Genomic DNA, 20687 nt, shown 5'->3' with positions numbered 1-20687 from the left:
GCGCGGACCCTTCACGGAGGATGTGCCTACTTCAGCAGATCGTTCGCCAGCTCGACGGCCCAGTAGGTGAGCACGGCGTCGGCGCCGGCGCGGACGATGCCGGTGACCGACTCCACGATCGCGGCCTCGCGGTCGATCCAGCCGTTCGCAGCGGCGGCCTCGATCATCGCGTACTCGCCGGACACCTGGTACGCCCAGACCGGCACGTCGGAGATCGCGGCGACGTCCGAGAGCACGTCGAGGTAGGACATCGCCGGCTTCACCATCACGACGTCCGCGCCCTCGGCGAGGTCGAGCGTCGCCTCGCGCAGCCCCTCGCGGCGGTTCGCCGGGTCCTGCTGGTAGGTGCGGCGGTCGCCCTCGAGCGTCGACTGCACGGCCTCGCGGAAGGGGCCGTAGAAGCTGGAGGCGTACTTCGCGGAGTAGGCGAGGATCGCGGTGTCGAGGTGGCCGGCGCCGTCGAGGGCCGCGCGGATCGCGCCGACCTGGCCGTCCATCATCCCGGAGAGGCCGAGCAGGTGCGACCCGGCCTCGGCCTGCGCGAGCGCCATCTGCTCGTAGCGGAGCAGCGTCGCGTCGTTGTCGACCCGGCCGTGCGCGTCGAGGACGCCGCAGTGCCCGTGGTCGGTGAACTCGTCGAGGCAGAGATCGGTCTGCACGACGAGCGCGTCGCCGACCTCCTCGACGACGACCCGCGTGGCGGCGTTGAGCACGCCGTCGGGGTCGGTCGCTCCGGAGCCCACCGCGTCGCGGGTGGTCGGCACGCCGAACAGCATGACGCCGCCGAGCCCCGCCTCGGCCGCCTCGGTCACCGCGCGGCGGACGCTGTCCAGCGAGTGGTGCGACACCCCCGGCATCGAGCCGATCGGCTGAGGTTCCGTGATCCCCTCGGCCACGAAGAGCGGGAGGACGAGCTGGGCGGGGTGGACGCGCGTCTCCCGCACGAGCCGGCGGAGGGCCGGGGTCGTGCGGAGGCGCCGCGGGCGGATCGCGGTCATGCCTCCAGCCTAAGCCGGGCTCGCGTCGCGCCCCCTGACCGTCGACATCCACTCCTCCCCAGGATCGTCTCGTCGTCCTTCCTCCACAGATCACCGATGAGCGCCCGCACCCGAGGCGGTGTTCCGCCACCGTCGACACCATGGACGGAGTCGGCTCTCTCCTCGCCTCGGGCGGCGGGTTCGCTCCCGCGAGCGCCTTTCGCGCCGCCGGCGTGGACCGGTCCGCGGTCGAGCGCGCCCTGTCGACGGGCGAGATCGTCCGCGTGCGGCGCGGCTGGTACGCGATGGCAGGAGCGCCCGAGGCCGAACTGGCCGCCGTGCGTGCGGGCGGAGTCCTCACGTGCGTCTCTCTGCTGCACGCTCTCGGGCTCTGGACCACCGAGCGGCCAGGCCTGCACATCGCGCTCGGCGACTCCTTCGTCCATACCCTGCGTCCGGGGGCGGTCGGCCACTGGCGGCGATGGCCGGGTCAGGGCCGGCGCTCGTTCTCGCAGGACGGGATCGGTGCGGCGATCCTGAATCTCATCACCTGCATCGGTGAGGACGACGCCGTCGTGACGATCGACTCGGCTTTCAACCTGGGCCTGCTCGCTGAGGACGACCTGCCGACGCTCCGCGCGCTCGCTCCGGCGGGGAAGCGGGAGGTCTTCGCCCGTGTCGACGGCCGCAGTCAGTCCGGCCTCGAGACGAAGACCCGCTTGAGCATGCGCCGCCGCAACGTGCCGGTCCGCCCGCAGGTCCTCGTCCCGCGTGTCGGCCGTGTGGACGAGGTGATCGGCGAGCGGATGGTCCTCGAGACCGACGGCTACCGCTACCACTCCAGCATCGAGCAGTTCCACGAGGACCGGCGACGCGACCTCGAGCTCGCACGCCAGGAGTACCTCTGCATCCGGCTCGACAACCACCAGATCATGGACGACTGGCCCCGCACCGAAGCGGCCCTCTTCGAGATGATCCGCCGGAACGAGCACATGTGGACTGCAGCGCAACGCAGGCGCCGGGCACTCGAACACTGGTGAGCGTCCACCTCGACCAGCGACGGCCGCACAACATCAGCTGAGAAAGGGGTCCCTCCTTTGTCAGCGGAGGCCCACCCGTCTCAGCTGATGTTGTGCGCGAAGAGCGCCGGTCAGCGGGGCGCGCGCTCCGCGGCGACGCCGGCGACGGCCTCGATCAGGGAGGAGGCGGAGCGCTCGTCGGCGACGACGTCGACGCGCAGGCCGAACGCGCGGGCGTCCTTAGCGGTCTGCGGGCCGATGGCGGCGACCAGCGTCGACTCGGGCACCGGGCCGAGCTGCTTCTGCACCTGCTCTGCCACGCTCCCCGAGGTGATCAGGATGGCGTGGACGGCGCCGCTCGCGACATCGGCGACGACGCGGTCCTCGACCTGCACGCCGACGGTGCGGTAGGCGACCACCGAGCGGACGTCGTGGCCGATGCGCTTCAGGCCCTCGGTCAGCAGCGGCTTCGCGATCTCGGAACGCAGCGTGAGCACCCGGAGCGGGTGCTGCCCGCCGGTCGCCTGCTCCCACTCGGCGAGCAGGCCCTTCGCCGAGTTGTCCTCGGACGGGACGAGATCGACGGAGTAGCCGGCCGCCACGAGTGCCGCGGCCGTGGTCTCGCCGACGGCGGCGACCTTCGTCCCCGCGGGCACGGTGGTGCGCAGCAGGGACAGCACGTCGACCGTGGTCGCGCTGGTCACCGTCATCCAGTCGAAGGCGCCGGCCTCGAGGTCGGCCAGGGCCTGCTCGAGCGCCGGGAAGTCGTCGGTCGGCGCGAAGTTGATCATGGGCGCGACGACGGGCGACGCTCCCTTCGCGCGCAGGGCACCGGCGACGCCGTCGCCCCACGGACCTCCGCGGGGGACGAGGACACGCCAGCCCTGCAACGGCTTCTCCCACTGGGAGTAGGCGGCGGGCACGATCACGAAGAGGCTCCCAGAGGTGCGAGTTGGGCGGCACCCGCACCGAGAAGCGCGTCAGCGAGCAGAGAGCCGCAACGGAACGCGGCTTCGACGACGGGCAGTTCGCGACCACCATACTGCGAAACCGCCAGGTGTCGAGGTCCGTCGACCGAACCGTTATCGATCGGCTCCGCCACCTCCCGAGAGAGGGACGCAGAGCCGTCGACCGCGAAGACCACGCCGCGCGTCACCACACGGCCGGCCTCGACCGTCGCGCTCGCGCCGATCGGCGCCGCGCAGCCCGCCTCGAGCACGGCGAGCAGCGCCCGCTCGGCGGTGATCGCCGCCCGGGTGGGGGCGTGCTCGACGGCCGCGAGGGCCGCGCGCAGATCGTCGGACGGCTCCTCGTCCCGGACCTCGATCGCCAGCGCACCCTGACCGGGCGCGTGCGGCGAGACGCTGAAGTCGAGCACCTCGGTGACCGCGTCGGTGCGCCCGAGGCGCCGCAGCCCCGACAGGGCGAGCACGATCGCGTCCAGCGGCGACGAGCTCCCGTCGGCCACCCGGCCGAGCCGGGTGTCGATGTTCCCGCGGATGTCGACGATCTCGAGGTCGGGGCGCGCTGCGAGCAGCGCCGCGCGACGCCGCGGTGAGCCGGTGCCGACCCGCGCACCGCGGGGCAGCGTCGCGAGCGTCGCGCCGTCGCGGGCGCAGAGCGCGTCGCGCGGATCCTCCCGCTCGGGCACCGCGCCGAGGACGAGGCCCTCGACCGGCGCCGTCGGCAGGTCCTTCAGCGAGTGCACGATCGCGTCGCAGCGCCCGGCCAGCAGCGCGTCGCGCAGCGCGCTCACGAAGACCCCGGTGCCGCCGAGCGAGGCGAGCGAGCCGCGCATCCGGTCGCCGTCGGACTCGATGCGCACCAACTCGACGGGCACGCCGGCGACCTGTGCCATCCGATCGGCGGTCATCCGGGTCTGCGCCACCGCGAGCGCACTCGCGCGGGTGCCGACTCGGATGCTCACGGGGCGATGCTCCCCGTCACAGGGCGACCCCGCCCGTCACGGCGCGATCCCCGCCAGCGCCGGCTTGAAGCCCGCGCGCACGTTCTCGCAGCAGCCGGGACGGCAGACGTCGTACCAGGGGCCGAGCGCCGTCATCGACGGACGGTCCTCCACGGGCGTGCCGTTGACCCGCTCCATCACCAGGTCGACGAGACCGGAGACGTAGACCGGGTCGGTGCCCGGCGTCGCCACGCGGACGGCGACGAGGCCGTGCTCCTCCGAGGTCTCGAGCGCCTCGTTGTCGAGGTCCCACATGACCTCCATGTGGTCCGAGACGAAGCCGAGCGGAACGATCACCAGCGCCTTGCGGCCCTTGGCGGGCAGCTCGGCGATCGCGTCGTTGATGTCGGGCTCGAGCCACGGCTGGGTGGGCGGGCCGGAGCGCGACTGGTAGACGAGCTGCCACGGCACGTCCTCCGCGCCGGCAGCCGCCATCACGACCTCCGCGACCGCGAGGTGCTGCGCCTCGTAGGCGCCGCCGTCGCCGAAGTGGTGGACGTCGACGACCGTGCCGTCCTCGTGCCGCTCGTGCGGGCCGCTGCGCGCGGCGTCGGTGGAGGGGATCGAGTGCGTCGCGAAGAGCACCTCGACCTCGGTCGCCACGTCCAGCCCGGGCAGGCGCGAGCGCAGCTCGTCGAGCCCGTCGTGGACGGCCTTCACGAACGGCATGACGAAGCCGGGGTGGTCGAAGAACTGGCGGACCTTGTCGATCCGCAGCTCGCCCTCGAGGCCGGTCGCGTCGAGCGCGGCCGCGAAGTCCTCGCGGTACTGCCGGCAGGAGGAGAAGGAGGAGTAGGCGCTGGTGGCGATGGCGATCAGGTTCGAGAAGCCGCGCTCCTTCGCCTCCGTCACCGCCTCGCTCATGTACGGCGCCCAGTTGCGGTTGCCCCAGAGCACCGGCAGGTCGATGCCGCGGTTCGCGAGCTCGGCCTCGAGGGCGGCCTTGAGCGCGCGGTTCTGCGCGTTGATCGGGCTGACGCCGCCGAAGTGGCGGTAGTGGTGGGCGACCTCCTCGAGGCGCTCCTCCGGGATGCCGCGGCCGCGGGTGACGTTGCGCAGGAACGGGATGACGTCGTCCTGGCCCTCGGGGCCGCCGAAGCCGGCGAGCAGGATCGCGTCGTAGGCGACCGGCTCGGTGACGTGCTCGGGGCCCGACGCCGCGGCCGGCGTGGCACCGCGGACGAGGACGCCCTCGGCGACCTCGGGGACGGGTTCGGCGAAGTCGCGCGCCTCGGGGGCGGGGACGGTGCTGCTCATCGGAGGACCTCGGCGATCTGGTCGGCCTCGATGCGCCGACCGGTGTAGAAGGGGACTTCCTCGCGCACGTGGCGGCGGGCCTCGGTGGCTCGCAGATCGCGCATGAGGTCGACCAGGTTGACCAGCTCCTCGTCCTCGAGCGCGAGGATCCACTCGTAGTCGCCGAGCGAGAACGAGGCCACCGTGTTGGTCAGGACGGAGCGGAAGCGCGAGCCCTGACGGCCGTGCTGGGCGAGCATCGTGCGGCGCTCCTCCTCGGGGAGGATGTACCACTCGTAGGAGCGGACGAACGGGTAGACCGTCAGCCAGCGGGCGGGCGCCTTTCCGCGCATGTAGGCGGGGAGGTGGTTCGCGCTGAACTCGGCGTCGCGGTGCACGCCCATCGCGTTCCAGGTGGGCAGCAGCGCGCAGAGCAGCTCGGTGCGGCGGAGATCCCGGTAGGCGCGCTGCAGCTCCTCGGGCGCGGCTCCGGTCAGCCAGAGCATGATGTCGGCGTCGGCGCGCAGGGCCGAGACGTCGTAGGTGCCGCGCACCGTGACGCCCTCGCCCGCGAGCCGCGCGACGGTGTCCTCGTAGCCGGCGGCCGCCTGGGCGGCCTCGTCGGCGGAGAGGGTGAACGGACGTGAGGGATCCCTGCGGAGAACCGCCCAGAGCGTGTATCCCAGGGCCTGATCGGAGTGATCCTGATCGGCGGGGGGCTGCGGCGCCGGAGCGGCGCTCGTGTCGGGGGCGGACTGAACGGGACCCGCCGTGTCGGCGGTCTGATCGGTCATTGATCCATCATCCCTCCGCTCGTGCGGATGCACAAAAGCGGGAGGAGCTCTGGCGCCGAGGGGTCCGGAGCGCTAGCGATCCGGACCCCTCGGCGCAGGATGTGAGGCGGGTGGGGTCAGTCCTCGACGACGGCGCGGACGATGCCCCAGACGACGAGGCCGACCGCGGCGGCAGCACCGGCGGCCCCGGCGATCAGCGCCTCGGGGTGGTGCTTGCGCACGACGGAGACCTTGCGCTCGAGCGTCCGCTGGACGTTCCGCACCTTGCGCGGGACGTTCACCTTGTACTCGATGGCGTCGAGCGTCGCGGCGAGCTCGGTGCGCGCGCGCTCGATGTCCGCCTTCAGCTGGCTCGGCTGGAGCTCCGCCGGGTCGACGAAGCGGGGCGTGGTGCTGGATACAGCGCGATCAGTTGTCATAGCTGCCGACTCCCTTGAACGCCTGGACGTCCTTCTTGATGCTCTCGATCGAGTCCTGCGGAACGGGCGGGACGGCCTTCTTGATCGACTTGACGCCGACCAGGATCAGCACGACCGCCACGAGCAGGAAGAACACGGTCACGATCAGCGCCGACAGCCAGGCGGGGAGCCAGGAGGCGATGCCGATGATCGCGAAGGTGACGAGGGTCGCCCACGCGGTGAGGAGGAAGAAGGCTGCGACCGCGAACAGCGCGACCGCGAGCCCGGCGCTCTTCGCCTTGCCGGACAGCTCGTTCTTGAGGGACGCGATCTCGGCCTTGACGAGCTCGATCACGAGACCGGGGAGGTCGCTGACCAGCTCGCCCAGCGATCGGGCGTTCTTCGGATTGCGTTCGTTCACCACGGGGGCTCCTCGGAGGGTGGTCGTGCCGGGCCTCGGCCGAACGGACGGCCCGGAGGGATGAGGACTACGCCTTGCTGGTGGAGGACGACGACGTCGATCCTCCGGAGCCGGCCGCGGCGGCGGCCTCGTCGACCTTCGACGCGGCCGAGCGGGCCGCGGCGGTCGCCTCGGCCGAGGAGGCGCCCTGGGCCTTCTTGCCGCCGGACACCGCCTTCACCACGACGGTGCGGACGAGCTCGTAGGCCTTGTCCGAGACGGTGCTGAGCTGCGTCTTCGCCGCTCCGCCGACGGCGCCCGCGACGTCCTGCACGGGCTGCGTCTGCCAGAACTTGTTCGCCGCCGAGGCGATCTGCTCGTACCGCTTCCGACCGGCACGCGCTCCCAGCACGTAGCCGGCTGCGGCTCCTGCCACGAAAAGAATCTTGCCCTTCACGCCTACTCCTCGTCCTGGGCCGCTCTCGCGGCTCGTTCACGCGGTCGATGACCACTCGTGTCGGGGCACGCCGCAGTCATGCGGGAGCCTCCGATCCAGAGTAGCCGTCGCCGTCATATTCTTCGCGCGGTATGCCGACGCCTTGACGCACCAGTCGGCGGCGGATAAGAGCGGCGGTCTCGGCGGCGTGCGGGAGCACCGAGGCCAGCCCGGTCCCCGCGAGCCAGGTGCCGGTGACGGCGATCCCGGCGACCGGGGCGAGCGCCGCGCGGAAGGCCTCCAAGTGCGCGCGGCGGCCGAGCGCCGCGGCCGGGCGGACGTTCGCCCAGCGCACCCGGGCCGAGTCGACGAGGGTCGCCGGGTCGAGCTCGATCCCCAGCAGGATCGACGCGTCGCGCAGGGCGGTCGCGGCCGCCTCGGCGTCGCTCGCGCCCTCCAGCGGCGGATGCTCGCCCGGGCGCCCGTAGGAGAGGCGGAGGACGTGCCGTCCCGCGGGCAGGCCGGCCGCCAGCCAGGCCCACTTCGCGGTGGCATGGGTGATCGCCTTCGCCGTGACGTCCCGGGCGGTCGGCGCGACGAGCACGCCGGAGCCGCGCGGGGCGGCGTCCAGGCGGGCGTCGTCCACGACGAGGGTGACCAGCTCGACGGAGTCGTGCAGCACCTCGGCCGCCTCGTCGCGCACGGCGGGGACGATCCCGGCGAGCAGCTCGCGCGCGTCGCGCTCCGGCGTCGAGACGATGACGGCGCGGGCGCTGAGCACCGCGCCGTCGCCGAGGGTGAGCAGGAACGGCTCGCCGTCGCCCTCGAGCCGGGTCACGCCGGTCCGCACCCGGATCTCGCCGGAGAGGTAGTCGATCCGCTCGACGAGCGCGGCGACCAGCCGGTGCATCCCGCCGTCGATCCCGCGGACGGCCACGCCGGCCGGGAGGTTCGCGCGCAGGGCGGCGACCGCGCCGGCGAGCGAGCCCGCCCGGGTGATCGCCCCGTTCAGCCCGGGGGCCGCCGCGTCGACGTCGATGTCCTCGGGGCGGCTGGAGTAGACGCCGGAGACGACGGGCGCCACGAGATCGTCCAGGACCCGCTGCCCCATCCGGGTGCGCACCAGCTCGGCGAGGGAGTGGGCCCGGCCGATCCGCAGCACCGGCATCACGGCGTCGAGCCAGGCGCGCGCGGCGCCGCGGCGGCCGATCGCGCGGACGACGTCGGGTGCGAGCGGGGTGCCGGGGATGCCGAGGATCCCGGCGCGCGGGGAGGGGACGGAGCGCCCGCCCGCGAGGTGCAGCCAGGATCCGCCGGTCCGCGGCTCGACGATCGACTCGGCGAGCGGCCGGCCGTCGAGGGTGAGCGCGGCGAGCGCCTTCTCGACGTGACCGCCGCGGGTGGCGAAGCTCTCGGCGCCGGCGTCGAGGACGGCTCCGGCGATCTCGAGCGGGGCGACCGAGCCGCCGACCGCGTCGCCCGCCTCGAGCACCACCACGCGCAGGCCGATCCGCAGGCACTCGGCGGCGGCGGCGAGCCCCGCCACTCCCCCGCCGACGACCGCGACGTCGTAGTCGGCGCCGGCCCCGGTGCCGTGCCCCTCGGTGCTGTTCCCCTCCGTCATGGCCGCCAGGCGTGCACGTGCGCGACCAGGCGCGTCAGCACGTCGGGGTCGGTCTCGGGCGGCACGCCGTGGCCGAGGTTGAGCACGTGCGCGGGCGCGCTGGTGCCGCGGCGGAGGACGTCGTCGACGTGCCCGGCCAGCACCTCCCACGGGGCGGAGAGCAGCGCCGGGTCGACGTTGCCCTGCACCGGGACGAAGCCGCCGAGCCGGTGGTTCGCCTCGTCGAGCGGGATCCGGTAGTCGACGCCGACGACGTCCGCGCCGATCCCGTGCATCGCGCCGAGCAGCTCGCCGGTGCCGACACCGAAGTGCACGATCGGCACGTTTCGGCGGAACTCGCCGTGGTCGTAGGCGAGGTCGCGCACGTGGGTCAGCGCCCGCGAGGAGGCGGGAGCCACGTGCGCCGTGTAGTCGGCGAGGGACAGCGCGCCGGCCCAGGAGTCGAAGAGCTGCGCGGCGCTCGCCCCGGCCAGCACCTGCGCGCGGAGGAAGCGGCCGGTGACCTCGGCGGTCCACTCCATCAGCCGGGCCCAGGCCTCCGGGTCGGCGTGCATCAGGGTGCGGGCGCGGATGTGGTCCTTGGACGGCCCGCCCTCCACGAGGTAGGCCGCGAGGGTGAAGGGGGCGCCGGCGAAGCCGATCAGCGGCGTCCCGCCCTCGCCGATCTCCCGCAGACCCTCGACCGTGCGGCGGACGCCCTCGCGGATCGGCTCGAGCGTCTCGTCGAGCAGGGCCGGATCGAGCGCGACCAGCTCGTCGACGTCCGCGGCGGTGCGCACCGCCTTCTCGAGAACGGGTCCGCGCCCGGGGACGATGTCGACCGCCACGCCCGCGAGGCGCAGCGGGATGACGATGTCGCTGAAGAAGATCGCCGCGTCCACGCCGTGACGGCGGATCGGCTGCAGGGTGATCTCGCTCGCGAGCGCCGGGTCGAGGCAGGCGTCGAGCATCTGGGTGTCGGTGCGCAGCGCCCGGTACTCGGGCAGGCTGCGACCGGCCTGGCGCATGAACCAGACGGGCGTCGACTCCGGTCGATCGGAGCGGTAGGCCCGCAGGAGGGAGGAGTCGGCCGTGCGCCCGGAGGCGAGCGGGTGCAGCGGATCGAGCAGGCCGGCGATGGGGGAGGTCACCGCGGCATTATTCCAGGCCCCGCTGATCCGGGAGCATTCGTGCAGTCTTCCCCAGGACCGCGGCCGACCCCCGGACGCCCCGGGTAGACTGCCCTGGTGCTTCTGTGTCTGACGGCGTCGCACAAGAACGCCAGCTTCGATCTCCTCGAGAAGCTCTCCGTCGACTCCTCCGCCGTCGCGTCGGCGCTCTCGGACGGCATCGACTTCGTCTCGGGTGCCGTGGTCGTCGCCACCTGCAACCGCTTCGAGGCCTACCTCGACATCGACGAGCCGCTCACCGCCGCGCAGGCCGTGACCGTCGAGGCCGCCACCGCCGCGGTGAGCGCCGCGACCGGCGTCGAGCAGGAGGAGCTGCGCAGCTCGGTCACCGTCGTCTCGGGCGACCGCGTCGCCGAGCACCTCTTCGCCGTCTCCAGCGGGCTCGAGTCCGTCGTCGTCGGCGAGGGCGAGATCGCCGGCCAGGTCCGTCGCTCGCTCGAGGAGGCCCGCCGCCTCGGCACCACCTCCTCCGAGCTCGAGCGCCTCTTCCAGCGCGCCTCGCAGACCTCGCGCGGGATCAAGAACCGCACCGGCCTCGGCAGCGCCGGCCGCTCGATCGTGCGCCTCGCCCTCGACCTCGCCTCCAGCCGCATCACCGACTGGCGCGCCGCCCGGGTGCTGCTGATCGGCACCGGCAGCTACGCCCGCGCGACCGTCGCCGCGCTGCGGGACCGCGGCGTGCTCGAGATCGCCGTCCACTCCCCCTCCGGCCGCGCCGAGGGCTTCGCGACCCGCCGCGCGCTGCGCCCGATCGACGGCGCCGAGCTGGCGACCGAGGCCGTCGCCGCCGACGTCGTCATCACCTGCACCACCACTCAGGAGCCCGTCCTCGACGCGGCGATCCTCGCGGAGGGACGCCTGCGCGGCTTCTCCCGCGAGCGCCAGCTGATCATCGACCTCGGCCTCCCCCGCAACGTCGCCGCCGACGTCACCACCGTGACCGGCGTCGAGCTGCTCGACCTCGAGACGATCAGCCTGCACGCCCCGCTCGACGTGCTCGACGCGTCGACCCAGGCGCGCGCCCTGGTCGACAAGGCCGTCCGCAAGTTCTCCGACGTCGCCGACGAGAAGAGCCTCACCCCCGCCGTGGTCGCCCTCCGCGCCCACGTCTTCGACGCGCTCGACGCCGAGATCGAGCGCGCCCGCTCCCGCGGCGACGAGGACGGCCGCACCGAGCAGGCGCTGCGGCACCTGGCCGGCGTGCTGCTGCACACCCCGAGCGTCCGCGCCCGGGACTATGCCCGCGCCGGCGAGCAGGAGGCGTACCTCACCGGCCTCGAGGCGCTGTTCGGCATCGAGGTGCCGGCCGAGCGCACCGCCGCCCGCCCGCTCGAGGCCGGCGGCGCGTCCGCGGCCTCGGCGTGACGCCGCTCCGGCTCCCGTACGAGGCGGAGCCGATCGAGACGGAGCGGCTGCTGCTGCGTCCGCTCTCGCTCGACGACGCCGAGGACCACGCCCGCTACCAGGGCGACCCGGAGGCCGTCCGCTATCTGCGCTGGCCGGTGCGGACCCCCGAGGAGTCGCGCGCGCACCTGGCCGTCCGGCTGCCGTCGGACCGGCTCGCGGCCGACGGCGACGTCGTCGTGCTCGCGATCGTGCCGCGCTCCGGGCCGCTCGCCGGCCGGGTCGTCGGGGATCTCACGCTGATCGCGACCTCGACGGAGCAGGCCGGCGTCGAGATCGGCTGGGTCCTGCACCCGGAGGCGCAGGGGCAGGGCTTCGCGACGGAGGCCGCCCGCGCCCTGATCGAGCTGTCGTTCGACCGGCTCGGCGCCCACCGGATCGTCGCACAGCTCGACGCGCGCAACACCGCCTCCGCCCGCCTCTGCGAGCGACTCGGCCTGCGCCTCGAGGCGCACCACCTCGACGACGAGTTCTGCAAGGGCGAGTGGACCTCGACCCTCGTCTACGCCCTCCTCGCCCGCGAGCGCTGACGCCCTCCGCGAGATGCCACTTGTGCACGCGACACGCCGTGGAAGGCGTGCACAAGTGGCATCTCGCGAGAAGGGTCAGGCGCCGCGCAGGCCCGTGAAGAGGTGGGTCTCCAGCTGGTCGAGCGGGATGCGCTCCTGCTTCATGGTGTCGCGGTCGCGCACGGTCACCGCGTTGTCCTCGAGCGAGTCGAAGTCGATGGTCACGCAGTAGGGCGTGCCGATCTCGTCCTGGCGGCGGTAGCGTCGGCCGATCGCGCCGGAGTCGTCGAAGTCGACGTTCCAGAGCGCGCGGAGCCGGTCGGCGACCTCGCGGGCGAGCGGCGAGAGCGCCTCGTTGCGCGAGAGCGGCAGCACGGCGACCTTCACCGGCGCGAGACGCGGGTCGAGGTGCAGCACGGTGCGCGTCTCGACCTTGCCCTTCGCGTTCGGCGGCAGCTCCTGCTCCTCGTAGGCGTCGACGAGGAACGCCATCAGCGCGCGGGTCAGGCCGAAGGACGGCTCGATCACGAACGGCACGAAGCGCTCGTTCTTCGTCTGGTCGAAGAAGGAGAGGTCCTTGCCGGAGTGCTCCATGTGCGTCTTGAGGTCGAAGTCGGTGCGGTTCGCGACCCCCATCAGCTCGCCCCACTCGCCCGACGCGAAGCTGAAGCGGTACTCGATGTCGACGGTGCGCTTGGAGTAGTGGGAGAGCTTGTCCTTCGGGTGCTCGAACTGGCGGATGTTCTCCGGCGAGATCCCGAGGTCGACGAACCAGTCCCAGGCCAGCTGCATCCAGGTCTCCTGCCACTCCTCGTCCGTGCCGGGCTCGACGAAGAACTCGAGCTCCATCTGCTCGAACTCGCGGGTGCGGAAGATGAAGTTGCCGGGGGTGATCTCGTTGCGGAACGCCTTGCCGATCTGGCCGATGCCGAACGGCGGCTTCTTGCGCGCGCTCTGCAGCACGTTGGCGAAGTTGGTGAAGATGCCCTGCGCGGTCTCGGGGCGGAGGTAGTGCAGCCCCGACTCGTCGTCGACGACGCCGAGGTAGGTCTTCATCAACCCGGAGAACTGCTTGATCTCGGTCCACTGGCCGATCTTGTCGGGGTGCTCCGGGTCCGGGATGTCGGCGAGGCCGTTCTCGGGGGCGTGCCCGTTGACCTCCTCGTACTTCTCGAAGAGGTGGTCCGCGCGGTAGCGCTTGTGGGTGATCAGCGACTCGGTCAGCGGGTCGGAGAAGACCCCGACGTGACCGGAGGCGCTCCAGATCGCGGTCGGCAGGATCACGGCCGAGTCGAGGCCGACGACGTCGCCGCGGCCCTGCACGAACGCCTTCCACCACTGGCGCTTGATGTTCTCCTTGAGCTCGACGCCGAGGGGGCCGTAGTCCCAGGCGGAGCGGGTGCCCCCGTAGATCTCGCCGGAGGGGAAGACGAACCCCCGGTGCTGGGCGAGGGTGACGACCTTGTCGAGGGTGGTGGGTTCTGCCACGGGGAGCTCCTAGCTGTTCGGGCGCACGGGGCCCTGGCGCGCGCCGGCTGCGCGCGTCCTTCTGGTGTGCGTCCATGGTAGCCGCGGGCCCGGCGGCCGACCGCGGCGGGGTCCGTCCGCGGGCATGATGGCGGGATGAGCAGCCTCCCTCCCCTCGTCGTCTCCGCGGTCGCCGTCCTGCGCGAGCGCCGCGTGCTGATGGTGACGGCCCGCGGACGCGACGTCGTCTACCTCCCGGGCGGCAAGGTCGACCCGGGCGAGACGAGCGCCGAGGCGGCGGCGCGCGAGACGGAGGAGGAGCTCGGCACCGCGCCCACGGCCCTGCGCGAGCTCTTCACCGTCCGCACCCAGGCGCACGGCGAGCCGGAGGGGCGGGAGGTGCACATGACCGTCTTCGCCGCGGAGCTCGCCGGCGAGCCGCGCGCGAGCGGCGAGATCGACGCGCTGCACTGGATCACCGGGGCCGACGCGCACCGCTGCCCGCCCGCCGGGGTCGACACGCTCGAGCGGCTGCGCGCCCTGGACCTCATCGACTGAGCGGAGCGGCGTCGGCCGACGCCGCTGGCGAGCGGCCGCCGCACGGGCGGCTAGCCTCGTGGCGTGGAGACGAGACGACGCGCCAGAGACCATCCGACCGGAGGCGACGTTCCGCGCCTGGAAGCGGTCCGGCTGGAGGCGGCAGTGCCGATCCTGAGGATCTTCTCCGTCGCGAAGGCGGGCGAGTTCTACGTCGACTACCTCGGCTTCACGGTCGACTGGGAGCACCGCGCCTCGCGCGACGCACCGCTCTACCTCCAGGTCTCGAGGTCGGGTCTGCGGCTGCACCTCAGCGAGCACCACCGCGACGGGAGTCCCGGAGCGGCGGTGCACGTGGCCCTCCGCGGCGTGCGCGAGCTGCACGCCGAGCTCGACTCGAAGGAGTACCCGTACCTCAATCCGCGGATCACCCGGTCGCCGTTCGGCTTCGCTCTCGATCTGATCGATCCGTTCGGCAACCAGATCCGCTTCGCCGAGGCCGCGCCGGACACCGCTAACGCCTGAGAGTCCGCTGGTCAACCGTTCACCGCCTGTCCACCGCTTTCCGATTCGAGTCCCCTAGCGTGGCCGGGATGGTGACTCGGGGGACGACACGACGACCGGACGAGGTCCGGACGCAGGGCATCCGCCTGCGCGCGCCGCTGCTGTCGACGGCGGCGCCCCTGGCGGTCGGGCTGATCGGCTCGCTCGCGATCCTCGCGGGCTCCCTCGCGGTCGGCTACCTGCCGCTCGACTCGCCGATCCGGAGCTGGCCGCTGATCGCGGCACTGCGCGCCTCCGCCGGCGCCACCGAGCTCGGCGTCGTCGCCGTCGTCGGCGGCGGGATCCTGCTGCTCGTCGCCTGGCTGCGCCTGCGCGCGGTCGCGCTGGACGACCGGCCCGGCTCGGTCCGGGCGATCCTGGTCGCCGCGCTGGCCTGGGCCGCTCCCCTGCTGCTCGCCGTCCCGCTGTTCAGCCGCGACATGTTCTCCTACGTCGCGCAGGGCCGGCTGATGACGGCCGGCGTGAACCCGTACTCCAGCGGGGTCGCCACCCTCCCCGGCTGGTTCGCCCTCGGCGTCGATCCGCGCTGGGCCGACACCCCGACGCCCTACGGCCCGCTCTACCTGCTCGCCGAGCAGACCGCCGTGCACGTCGCCGGCTGGACCTTCCCCGAGCTCTCGATCGCGATGCTCCGCGCGCTCTCGGTCGCCGGAGTCGCCGTCAGCGCCGTCTACGCGCTCCGGCTCGCCCAACTGCGCGGGCTGTCCGTCCCGCTCACCGCCTGGAGCCTCGTCGCCAACCCGCTCACCCTCGTCCTCTTCGTCGTCGCCGGGCACAACGACTCGGTGATGATCGCGCTGATCCTCGCCTCGCTCTACTACGGGCACACCGACCGCCGGGTGGCGGCGGTGCTGCTGATGGGAGCGGCGATCGCGGTCAAGCCGGTGGCGGTCATCGCACTGCCGGTGCTCGCGCTGCTCTGGCTCCGCCACGACGCGACGCTGCGCGAGCGGATCCGCGCCTGGGCCTGGAGCGGCGCCGGCGCGCTCGCCGTCGTGGTCGCGATCGGCCTCGCCGCGGGCGTCGGCGTGGGCTGGATCGGCGCGATGATCGTGCCCGGCTCGATCCTGCACTGGTACGCGCCGATGTCCGCGGTCGTCGTCGCGGTCTCCACGGCCGTGCAGATGACCGGCCACGACCCGGCGACGGCGATCGCCGTGGTCAAGATGCTCGCCCTGCTCGCCGCCGGGCTGATCGCCGGCGCACTGATGCTGTCGCGACGGGCGATCGACCCGCTCGCCCGCCTGACCGGCGCGCTGCTGGCCTTCGTCACCGCGTCGACCGCCATCCACCCGTGGTACGCGCTGTGGATCCTGCCGATCGCCGCGCTCTCACGGCCCTGGCGCAGCACCCACCGGCACCTGGCGGTCTACGCGACGGTCTTCCTGATGTGCGTCACGCTCGCCGAGCCGGTCGACGGCGGAGGCGGCGCGGTCGACCAGATCCCGGTCCGCGTCGCCACCATCGCCGCGATCGTCGTCGTCGGCGTCTACGTGCTCGTGAGCTACTCCGACGAGGAGCACGTCGACGCGCGCCGTCTCGTCGGCGCTGTGCCCTTCGGCTCCGAGATCCTGCAGCGCCTCAGCGGCGGCCGCCTCGGCGCCCCGGCACCCCTGCGCATCCCGGCCCGCAAGTAGCCGGCGGCCCTCGCCTTCACCTGCTGGTCGAGTAGCCCCGCAGGGGCGTATCGAGACCCACCGGCCCCAGGAGGGTGGTCAGGGCCCGTCGGTCCTGCGCGCGCGGCGCTCGAGCGCCGCCTGCGCGGCGGCCGCGGCGGTGTCCTTCTCGGTGCCGCCGAGGACACCCGAGAGCGAGGAGAGCCAGTCGGAGTCGTTGCGCCGATCGGCGACCGCGTCCGCGAAGAGCGGCAGCTCGCTCCGGGTCGCGTGGATCGCGTAGTCTTCGCGGCTGTAGTCGGAAGTCTCGGCGTCCGGCGTCGCGGCGTCGTCGCCGCGGTCGTCCTGAGTCATGGTGCCCTCTCAGCGGCCCGGTCCGTTCCGAGCACCCCGTCAGGCTAGCCCTGTTCAGGGGGTGTCGGCATCCTCGCCGCCGCCGCGCGGCAGCGGCCGCCAGACCACGAGCTCGGTCCGCCGCTGCGCGCGCGTGCCGTGCCGGAGGGTGACGACGTCGCCCTCGAGGCCCGCGGCGAAGACCCGCCGGCCGGGACGGTTGAGCAGCTCGTCGGCCAGCGCGGACTCCAGCTCGCGCACCCGCTGCGACAGCGAGAGCACCTGGTTCTCGAGCTGGAGGATGCGCGCGATGCCCTCGAGCGAGACACCCTCGGAGGAGAGCCGGGCGACCTCGCGCAGCTGCACGACGTCGCGCATCGAGTACCGCCGCGACTTGCCGGCCGTCCGGGTCGGCCGCACGAGGCCCAGCCGGTCGTACTGCCGCAGGGTCTGCGGATGCATGCCGGCGAGGTCGGCGGCGACCGCGATCGCGAACACCGGGGTGCTCTCGTCCACGTCTCCTCCTCTCCGGCCGGCCCGCACGGGACCGGGCAGCGCTCCTACCGGACCGCGCTAGTAGCGGGCCTTCTCCAGGATGTCGTCCCGCGGGTTGTCCGACGGCTCGGCGGCCGCGTAGGCCTCGAGGGCGTCGCGCGCCGCGCCGGACAGGTGGTCGGGCACCGCGACCTGGATCTCGGCGAGCAGGTCGCCCGTGCCCTTGCCGGTCGCGACGCCGCGGCCCTTGACCCGCAGCACGCGTCCGCTCGGGGTGCCGGGCGCGACGCGGAGCTTGACCGGGTCGCCGCCGAGGGTCGGCACCTCGATCGTCGCGCCGAAGACGGCCTCGACGAAGGTGACGGGGACGGTGACGCGCAGGTTCAGGCCGTCGCGCTCGAAGACCGGATGCTTGCGCACCGCGACGGTAAGCACGAGATCCCCGGGCTCGCCGCCGTCGGGGCTCGGGCGGCCCTTGCCGCGGACGCGGATCTTCTGCTGGTCGGCGACCCCGGCCGGGATCCGGACCGAGAGCGCGCGGCCCTCGCCGGTCTGCAGCTGCACGGTGTCGCCCTGGGTGGCCGTGCGGAAGTCGATGGTGGTGCTGGCGGTGACGTCGGCGCCCTTCTGCGGGCCGCCGAAGCCGCGGAATCCGCCGCTGGGCTGGCCGAAGCGGCCGCCGCCCGCGTTGCCGAACATGCCGCCGAGGATGTCCTCGAAGCCGGCGGGCGGACCCTGCTGGGTGCTGTACGAGGTGCGGCCGCCGCCACCCTGGTTGAAGACGTTGCCGAAGACGTCGTCGAAGCCGCCGGGCTGGCCGCCGGCCGTGAAGCGCGCGCCGGAGCCCATGGCGCGGATCTGGTCGTACTCCTTGCGGTGCTCGGCGTCGGAGAGGACGGTGTACGCCTCGCTGATCTCCTTGAAGCGCGCCTCGGCCTTCGCGTCCCCCGGGTTGGAGTCGGGGTGGAACTGCCGGGCGAGCTTGCGGTAGGTCTTCTTCAGGTCCGCCGCGGAGACGTCCTTCGGGACACCGAGGATCTTGTAGAAGTCCTTGTCGAACCAATCCTGGCTGGCCATGCGCCTCTTTCTTCTCGGTAGTGCGGCCTGTGCCGTCCTGCGGCCCGGGTCGTCGTGGGGCCCGTGCCGTCGTGCGGCCTGCGTCGTGGTGCGCGGCCCCCGCCACCCGGCAGGGGCCGCCCGTGCTCGGGACGGCCCCTGCTCGGGAGCGGAGGCTCCGCAGTGGTGCGGGAGGCGGGTCAGTCGGCGGGGACCGCGACGACCACCTTGGCGGCGCGCAGCAGCGAGCCGCCGAGGTAGTAGCCCGACTCGACGACGTCCGCGACCGTGGAGGTCTCGGCGCCGGGAGTGGGCTGCTGGAAGATCGCCTCGTGGATGTTCGGGTCGAACAGGTCGCCCACGGCGCCCGTCTTCACCAGCCCGAGCTTCTCGATGCCGCCGCGCAGCTTCTGCGCGATGGCGGTGAACGGACCGCCCTCGGCGAGGTCGCCGTGCTTCTCGGCGCGGTCGATGTCGTCGAGCACGGGGAGGATGACCTTCACCGCGTCGCCGATCGCCCGCTCCTTGTCGACCTGGCGGTTCGACTCGGTGCGCTTGCGGTAGTTCGCGTACTCCGCGGTGACCCGCTGGAGGTCGGCGAGGTGCTCGGCCGCGAGCGTCTCGGCGTCGGACTGACCGGAGAGGAACGAGAGGTCGGCGTCGGAGAGCGTCGTCTCGACGTCGGGACCCTCGGCCTCGATCAGGCCCTCGGTGTCCTGGGCGGACTCGGCCGCCTCGGCTCCGCTGGTCGGCTCGTCCTCGGGCACGCCGTTGTCCGGCTCCTGGTTGTGCTTCCCCATCGCTACTTCGTGTCCTTCGGCTCGTCCTCGTCGATGACCTCGGCGTCGACGATGTCCTCGTCGTCCTTCTTCTCGTCCTCGGCCGGCGCGTCCTGCGGGGCGCTCTGCGCGGCCTGGTCCTGCGAGTAGATGGCCTGGCCGATCTTGGTCTGCGAGGCGTTGAGGGCGTCGAACGCGGTCTTGACGGCCGCGTCGTCGTCGCCGGCGAGCGCGGTCTTCAGCGCGTCGACGTCGCCCTGGACCTCGGTCTTGACGTCCTCGGGCAGCTTGTCCTCGTTCTCCTTGATCAGCTTATCGATCGAGTAGGCGAGGGTCTCGGCGTTGTTGCGGACCTCGGCGGCCTCACGGCGGGCCTTGTCCTCGGAAGCGTGCTCCTCGGCCTCGCGCACCATGCGGTCGATGTCGTCCTTGGGCAGCGACGAGCCGCCGGTGATCGTCATCGACTGCTCCTTGCCGGTGCCCTTGTCCTTGGCGGACACGTGCACGATGCCGTTGGCGTCGATGTCGAAGGTGACCTCGACCTGCGGGATGCCGCGCGGCGCCGGCGCGATGCCGGTCAGCTCGAAGGTGCCCAGGTTCTTGTTGTCGCGGGTGAACTCGCGCTCGCCCTGGAAGACCTGGATCGCGACGGACGGCTGGTTGTCGTCGGCCGTGGTGAAGGTCTCGGACCGCTTGGTCGGGATGGCCGTGTTGCGCTCGATGAGCTTGGTCATGATCCCTCCCTTGGTCTCGATGCCGAGCGAGAGCGGGGTGACGTCGATGAGCAGGACGTCCTTGCGCTCGCCCTTGAGGACGCCGGCCTGCAGAGCGGCGCCGACGGCGACGACCTCGTCCGGGTTGACGCCCTTGTTGGGCTCCTTGCCGCCGGTGAGCTTCTTGACGAGCTCGGCCACGGCGGGCATGCGGGTCGAGCCGCCGACGAGGACGACGTGCGCGATGTCGTCGACCTTGACACCGGCCTCCGCGATGACGTCGGTGAACGGCTTGCGGGTGCGCTCGATCAGGTCGTTCGTGAGCTCCTCGAACTTGGCGCGGGTGAGCGTCTCGTCGAGGTTCGCGGGGCCGTTCTCGGTGAGCGAGAGGTAGGGCAGCTGGATGCTGGTCGAGGTGCTCGAGGAGAGCTCCTTCTTGGCCTGCTCCGCCGCCTCCTTGAGGCGCTGGCGCGCGATCTTGTCCTTCGAGACGTCGACGCCGGTCGAGTCCTTGAAGCGCTTGACCAGGTAGTCGACGACGCGCTGGTCCCAGTCGTCGCCGCCGAGGCGGTTGTCACCCGAGGTCGCGCGGACCTGGATGGTGGAGAAGTCGTCGTCCTTGCCCACCTCGAGGAGGGAGACGTCGAAGGTTCCGCCACCGAGGTCGAAGACGAGGATGAGCTCGTCCTCCTTGCCCTTGTCGAGGCCGTAGGCGAGCGCCGCGGCGGTCGGCTCGTTGATGATGCGGAGCACGTTCAGGCCGGCGATCTCGCCGGCGTCCTTCGTGGCCTGGCGCTCGGCGTCGTTGAAGTAGGCCGGGACGGTGATGACCGCGTCGGTCACCTTCTCGCCCAGGTACTGCTCGGCGTCGCGCTTGAGCTTGCCGAGGATGCGCGCCGAGATCTCCTGCGGCGTGTACTTCTTGTCCTCGACGGCGAAGGTCCAGTCGGTGCCCATGTGGCGCTTGACGGAGGCGAGGGTGCGGTCGACGTTCGTCACGGCCTGGCGCTTCGCGGTCTCGCCGACGAGCACCTCGCCGTCCTTGGTGAACGCGACGACGGACGGGGTGGTGCGGAAGCCCTCGGCGTTGGCGATGACGGTGGGCTCGCCACCTTCGAGGACGGCCACGACCGAGTTGGTGGTTCCCAGGTCGATGCCTACGGCACGGGACATATGCGTGTTTCTCCTTCGCGGG

Annotated in this window: 22 protein-coding genes; 6 read left to right on the top strand and 16 right to left on the bottom strand. The window is 72.6% G+C overall.

Going from position 1 to position 20687, the window contains the following annotated elements:
* Positions 1 to 26: 26 nt before the first annotated feature.
* Positions 27 to 998, bottom strand: coding sequence for a porphobilinogen synthase (hemB, locus tag MT355_RS16855; protein ID WP_123444876.1), 972 nt, complete (start codon positions 996 to 998; stop codon positions 27 to 29).
* A 140-nt stretch (positions 999 to 1138) separates the two neighbouring features.
* Between hemB and MT355_RS16850 the strand changes: the two genes are divergently transcribed.
* Positions 1139 to 2017, top strand: a complete 879-nt coding sequence (locus MT355_RS16850) for a type IV toxin-antitoxin system AbiEi family antitoxin domain-containing protein (RefSeq protein ID WP_243600446.1) — start codon at positions 1139 to 1141, stop codon at positions 2015 to 2017.
* A gap of 110 nt (positions 2018 to 2127) precedes the next feature.
* Here MT355_RS16850 and MT355_RS16845 read toward each other — a convergent pair whose 3' ends face one another.
* The 9 genes from MT355_RS16845 to hemE all read right to left on the bottom strand — a co-directional run bounded on the left by MT355_RS16845 (position 2128) and on the right by hemE (position 9980).
* Positions 2128 to 2922: a uroporphyrinogen-III synthase gene (locus MT355_RS16845; protein WP_132435642.1), complete on the bottom strand. Its 795-nt coding sequence runs from the start codon at positions 2920 to 2922 to the stop codon at positions 2128 to 2130.
* Entirely contained in the window at positions 2922 to 3923 is a 1002-nt protein-coding gene (gene hemC / locus MT355_RS16840) for a hydroxymethylbilane synthase (RefSeq protein WP_308197425.1), read from the bottom strand. Before hemC ends, MT355_RS16845 begins: the two co-directional genes overlap by 1 nt.
* A 36-nt stretch (positions 3924 to 3959) precedes the next feature.
* Entirely contained in the window at positions 3960 to 5219 is a 1260-nt protein-coding gene (locus MT355_RS16835; protein WP_243600445.1) for a ferrochelatase, read from the bottom strand.
* The gene (gene hemQ / locus MT355_RS16830) at positions 5216 to 5992 is read right to left on the bottom strand and encodes a hydrogen peroxide-dependent heme synthase (RefSeq protein ID WP_243600444.1); all 777 of its coding nucleotides are present in this window, start codon (positions 5990 to 5992) and stop codon (positions 5216 to 5218) included. The genes MT355_RS16835 and hemQ overlap by 4 nt, the downstream gene beginning before the upstream one ends.
* 116 nt (positions 5993 to 6108) lie before the next feature.
* Positions 6109 to 6411 carry a DUF3618 domain-containing protein gene (locus MT355_RS16825; protein ID WP_123444872.1) on the bottom strand — a complete coding sequence of 101 codons (303 nt, stop codon included), beginning with the start codon at positions 6409 to 6411 and terminating at the stop codon, positions 6109 to 6111.
* On the bottom strand, positions 6401 to 6814 hold the full coding sequence (locus tag MT355_RS16820; protein ID WP_123733381.1) for a phage holin family protein: 414 nt from the start codon (positions 6812 to 6814) through the stop codon (positions 6401 to 6403). The genes MT355_RS16825 and MT355_RS16820 overlap by 11 nt, the downstream gene beginning before the upstream one ends.
* Before the next feature lie 64 nt (positions 6815 to 6878).
* Positions 6879 to 7247: a YtxH domain-containing protein gene (locus MT355_RS16815; protein ID WP_243600443.1), complete on the bottom strand. Its 369-nt coding sequence runs from the start codon at positions 7245 to 7247 to the stop codon at positions 6879 to 6881.
* Between the two features lie 76 nt (positions 7248 to 7323).
* Entirely contained in the window at positions 7324 to 8850 is a 1527-nt protein-coding gene (locus MT355_RS16810) for an NAD(P)/FAD-dependent oxidoreductase (RefSeq protein WP_243600442.1), read from the bottom strand.
* Positions 8847 to 9980 carry a uroporphyrinogen decarboxylase gene (gene hemE, locus MT355_RS16805; RefSeq protein ID WP_243600441.1) on the bottom strand — a complete coding sequence of 378 codons (1134 nt, stop codon included), beginning with the start codon at positions 9978 to 9980 and terminating at the stop codon, positions 8847 to 8849. The genes MT355_RS16810 and hemE overlap by 4 nt, the downstream gene beginning before the upstream one ends.
* 96 nt (positions 9981 to 10076) lie before the next feature.
* On the opposite strand from hemE, the gene MT355_RS16800 reads away from it, so the two are divergent.
* Together MT355_RS16800 and MT355_RS16795 are read left to right on the top strand one after the other, a co-directional pair.
* Entirely contained in the window at positions 10077 to 11384 is a 1308-nt protein-coding gene (locus tag MT355_RS16800) for a glutamyl-tRNA reductase (RefSeq protein ID WP_243600440.1), read from the top strand.
* Positions 11381 to 11953 carry a GNAT family N-acetyltransferase gene (locus tag MT355_RS16795; RefSeq protein ID WP_243600439.1) on the top strand — a complete coding sequence of 191 codons (573 nt, stop codon included), beginning with the start codon at positions 11381 to 11383 and terminating at the stop codon, positions 11951 to 11953. The genes MT355_RS16800 and MT355_RS16795 overlap by 4 nt, the downstream gene beginning before the upstream one ends.
* 75 nt (positions 11954 to 12028) lie before the next feature.
* Here MT355_RS16795 and MT355_RS16790 read toward each other — a convergent pair whose 3' ends face one another.
* Entirely contained in the window at positions 12029 to 13420 is a 1392-nt protein-coding gene (locus tag MT355_RS16790) for a glycine--tRNA ligase (protein ID WP_123444868.1), read from the bottom strand.
* A 135-nt stretch (positions 13421 to 13555) separates the two neighbouring features.
* Here MT355_RS16790 and MT355_RS16785 point away from each other — a divergent pair, with 135 nt between their 5' ends.
* The 3 genes from MT355_RS16785 to mptB all read left to right on the top strand — a co-directional run bounded on the left by MT355_RS16785 (position 13556) and on the right by mptB (position 16137).
* The gene (locus MT355_RS16785; RefSeq protein ID WP_243600438.1) at positions 13556 to 13957 is read left to right on the top strand and encodes an NUDIX domain-containing protein; all 402 of its coding nucleotides are present in this window, start codon (positions 13556 to 13558) and stop codon (positions 13955 to 13957) included.
* Between the two features lie 63 nt (positions 13958 to 14020).
* A complete protein-coding gene (locus tag MT355_RS16780) occupies positions 14021 to 14461 on the top strand; it encodes a glyoxalase superfamily protein (RefSeq protein WP_308197423.1) in 441 nt (146 codons plus the stop codon).
* Positions 14462 to 14529: 68 nt separating this feature from the next.
* Positions 14530 to 16137, top strand: a complete 1608-nt coding sequence (gene mptB / locus MT355_RS16775) for a polyprenol phosphomannose-dependent alpha 1,6 mannosyltransferase MptB (protein ID WP_243600436.1) — start codon at positions 14530 to 14532, stop codon at positions 16135 to 16137.
* Between the two features lie 78 nt (positions 16138 to 16215).
* On the opposite strand, the gene MT355_RS16770 is transcribed toward mptB, so the two are convergent.
* From MT355_RS16770 to dnaK, 5 genes are all read right to left on the bottom strand, one after another.
* Positions 16216 to 16470, bottom strand: a complete 255-nt coding sequence (locus MT355_RS16770) for a hypothetical protein (RefSeq protein ID WP_243600435.1) — start codon at positions 16468 to 16470, stop codon at positions 16216 to 16218.
* A 54-nt stretch (positions 16471 to 16524) separates the two neighbouring features.
* Positions 16525 to 16965, bottom strand: a complete 441-nt coding sequence (locus MT355_RS16765) for a heat shock protein transcriptional repressor HspR (RefSeq protein ID WP_123701775.1) — start codon at positions 16963 to 16965, stop codon at positions 16525 to 16527.
* A gap of 57 nt (positions 16966 to 17022) precedes the next feature.
* Entirely contained in the window at positions 17023 to 18021 is a 999-nt protein-coding gene (locus tag MT355_RS16760) for a DnaJ C-terminal domain-containing protein (protein ID WP_243600434.1), read from the bottom strand.
* A gap of 179 nt (positions 18022 to 18200) precedes the next feature.
* Complete coding sequence (locus MT355_RS16755; protein WP_123444862.1) at positions 18201 to 18800, bottom strand: nucleotide exchange factor GrpE; 600 nt, start codon at positions 18798 to 18800, stop codon at positions 18201 to 18203.
* A 2-nt stretch (positions 18801 to 18802) separates the two neighbouring features.
* A complete protein-coding gene (dnaK, locus tag MT355_RS16750; protein WP_123444861.1) occupies positions 18803 to 20665 on the bottom strand; it encodes a molecular chaperone DnaK in 1863 nt (620 codons plus the stop codon).
* Positions 20666 to 20687 lie beyond the last annotated feature (22 nt).

It is taken from the genome of Rathayibacter sp. VKM Ac-2929 (genome assembly GCF_022815495.1).
GTDB lineage: Bacteria > Actinomycetota > Actinomycetes > Actinomycetales > Microbacteriaceae > Rathayibacter > Rathayibacter festucae.
The sequence above is the reverse complement of the archived record's forward strand: the minus strand, read 5'-3'. Positions and strand labels throughout refer to the sequence as shown.

What these genes read in the sequence shown, in the direction of transcription:
- MT355_RS16760 (WP_243600434.1), bottom strand. Translation starts at nt 18,021, where the DNA reads ATGGCCAGCCAGGATTGGTTCGACAAGGACTTCTACAAGATCCTCGGT.
- MT355_RS16785 (WP_243600438.1), top strand. Translation starts at nt 13,556, where the DNA reads ATGAGCAGCCTCCCTCCCCTCGTCGTCTCCGCGGTCGCCGTCCTGCGC.
- MT355_RS16755 (WP_123444862.1), bottom strand. Translation starts at nt 18,800, where the DNA reads ATGGGGAAGCACAACCAGGAGCCGGACAACGGCGTGCCCGAGGACGAG.
- hemB (WP_123444876.1), bottom strand. Translation starts at nt 998, where the DNA reads ATGACCGCGATCCGCCCGCGGCGCCTCCGCACGACCCCGGCCCTCCGC.
- MT355_RS16835 (WP_243600445.1), bottom strand. Translation starts at nt 5,219, where the DNA reads ATGAGCAGCACCGTCCCCGCCCCCGAGGCGCGCGACTTCGCCGAACCC.
- MT355_RS16810 (WP_243600442.1), bottom strand. Translation starts at nt 8,850, where the DNA reads ATGACGGAGGGGAACAGCACCGAGGGGCACGGCACCGGGGCCGGCGCC.
- hemQ (WP_243600444.1), bottom strand. Translation starts at nt 5,992, where the DNA reads ATGACCGATCAGACCGCCGACACGGCGGGTCCCGTTCAGTCCGCCCCC.
- mptB (WP_243600436.1), top strand. Translation starts at nt 14,530, where the DNA reads ATGGTGACTCGGGGGACGACACGACGACCGGACGAGGTCCGGACGCAG.
- MT355_RS16770 (WP_243600435.1), bottom strand. Translation starts at nt 16,470, where the DNA reads ATGACTCAGGACGACCGCGGCGACGACGCCGCGACGCCGGACGCCGAG.
- MT355_RS16850 (WP_243600446.1), top strand. Translation starts at nt 1,139, where the DNA reads ATGGACGGAGTCGGCTCTCTCCTCGCCTCGGGCGGCGGGTTCGCTCCC.
- dnaK (WP_123444861.1), bottom strand. Translation starts at nt 20,665, where the DNA reads ATGTCCCGTGCCGTAGGCATCGACCTGGGAACCACCAACTCGGTCGTG.
- MT355_RS16825 (WP_123444872.1), bottom strand. Translation starts at nt 6,411, where the DNA reads ATGACAACTGATCGCGCTGTATCCAGCACCACGCCCCGCTTCGTCGAC.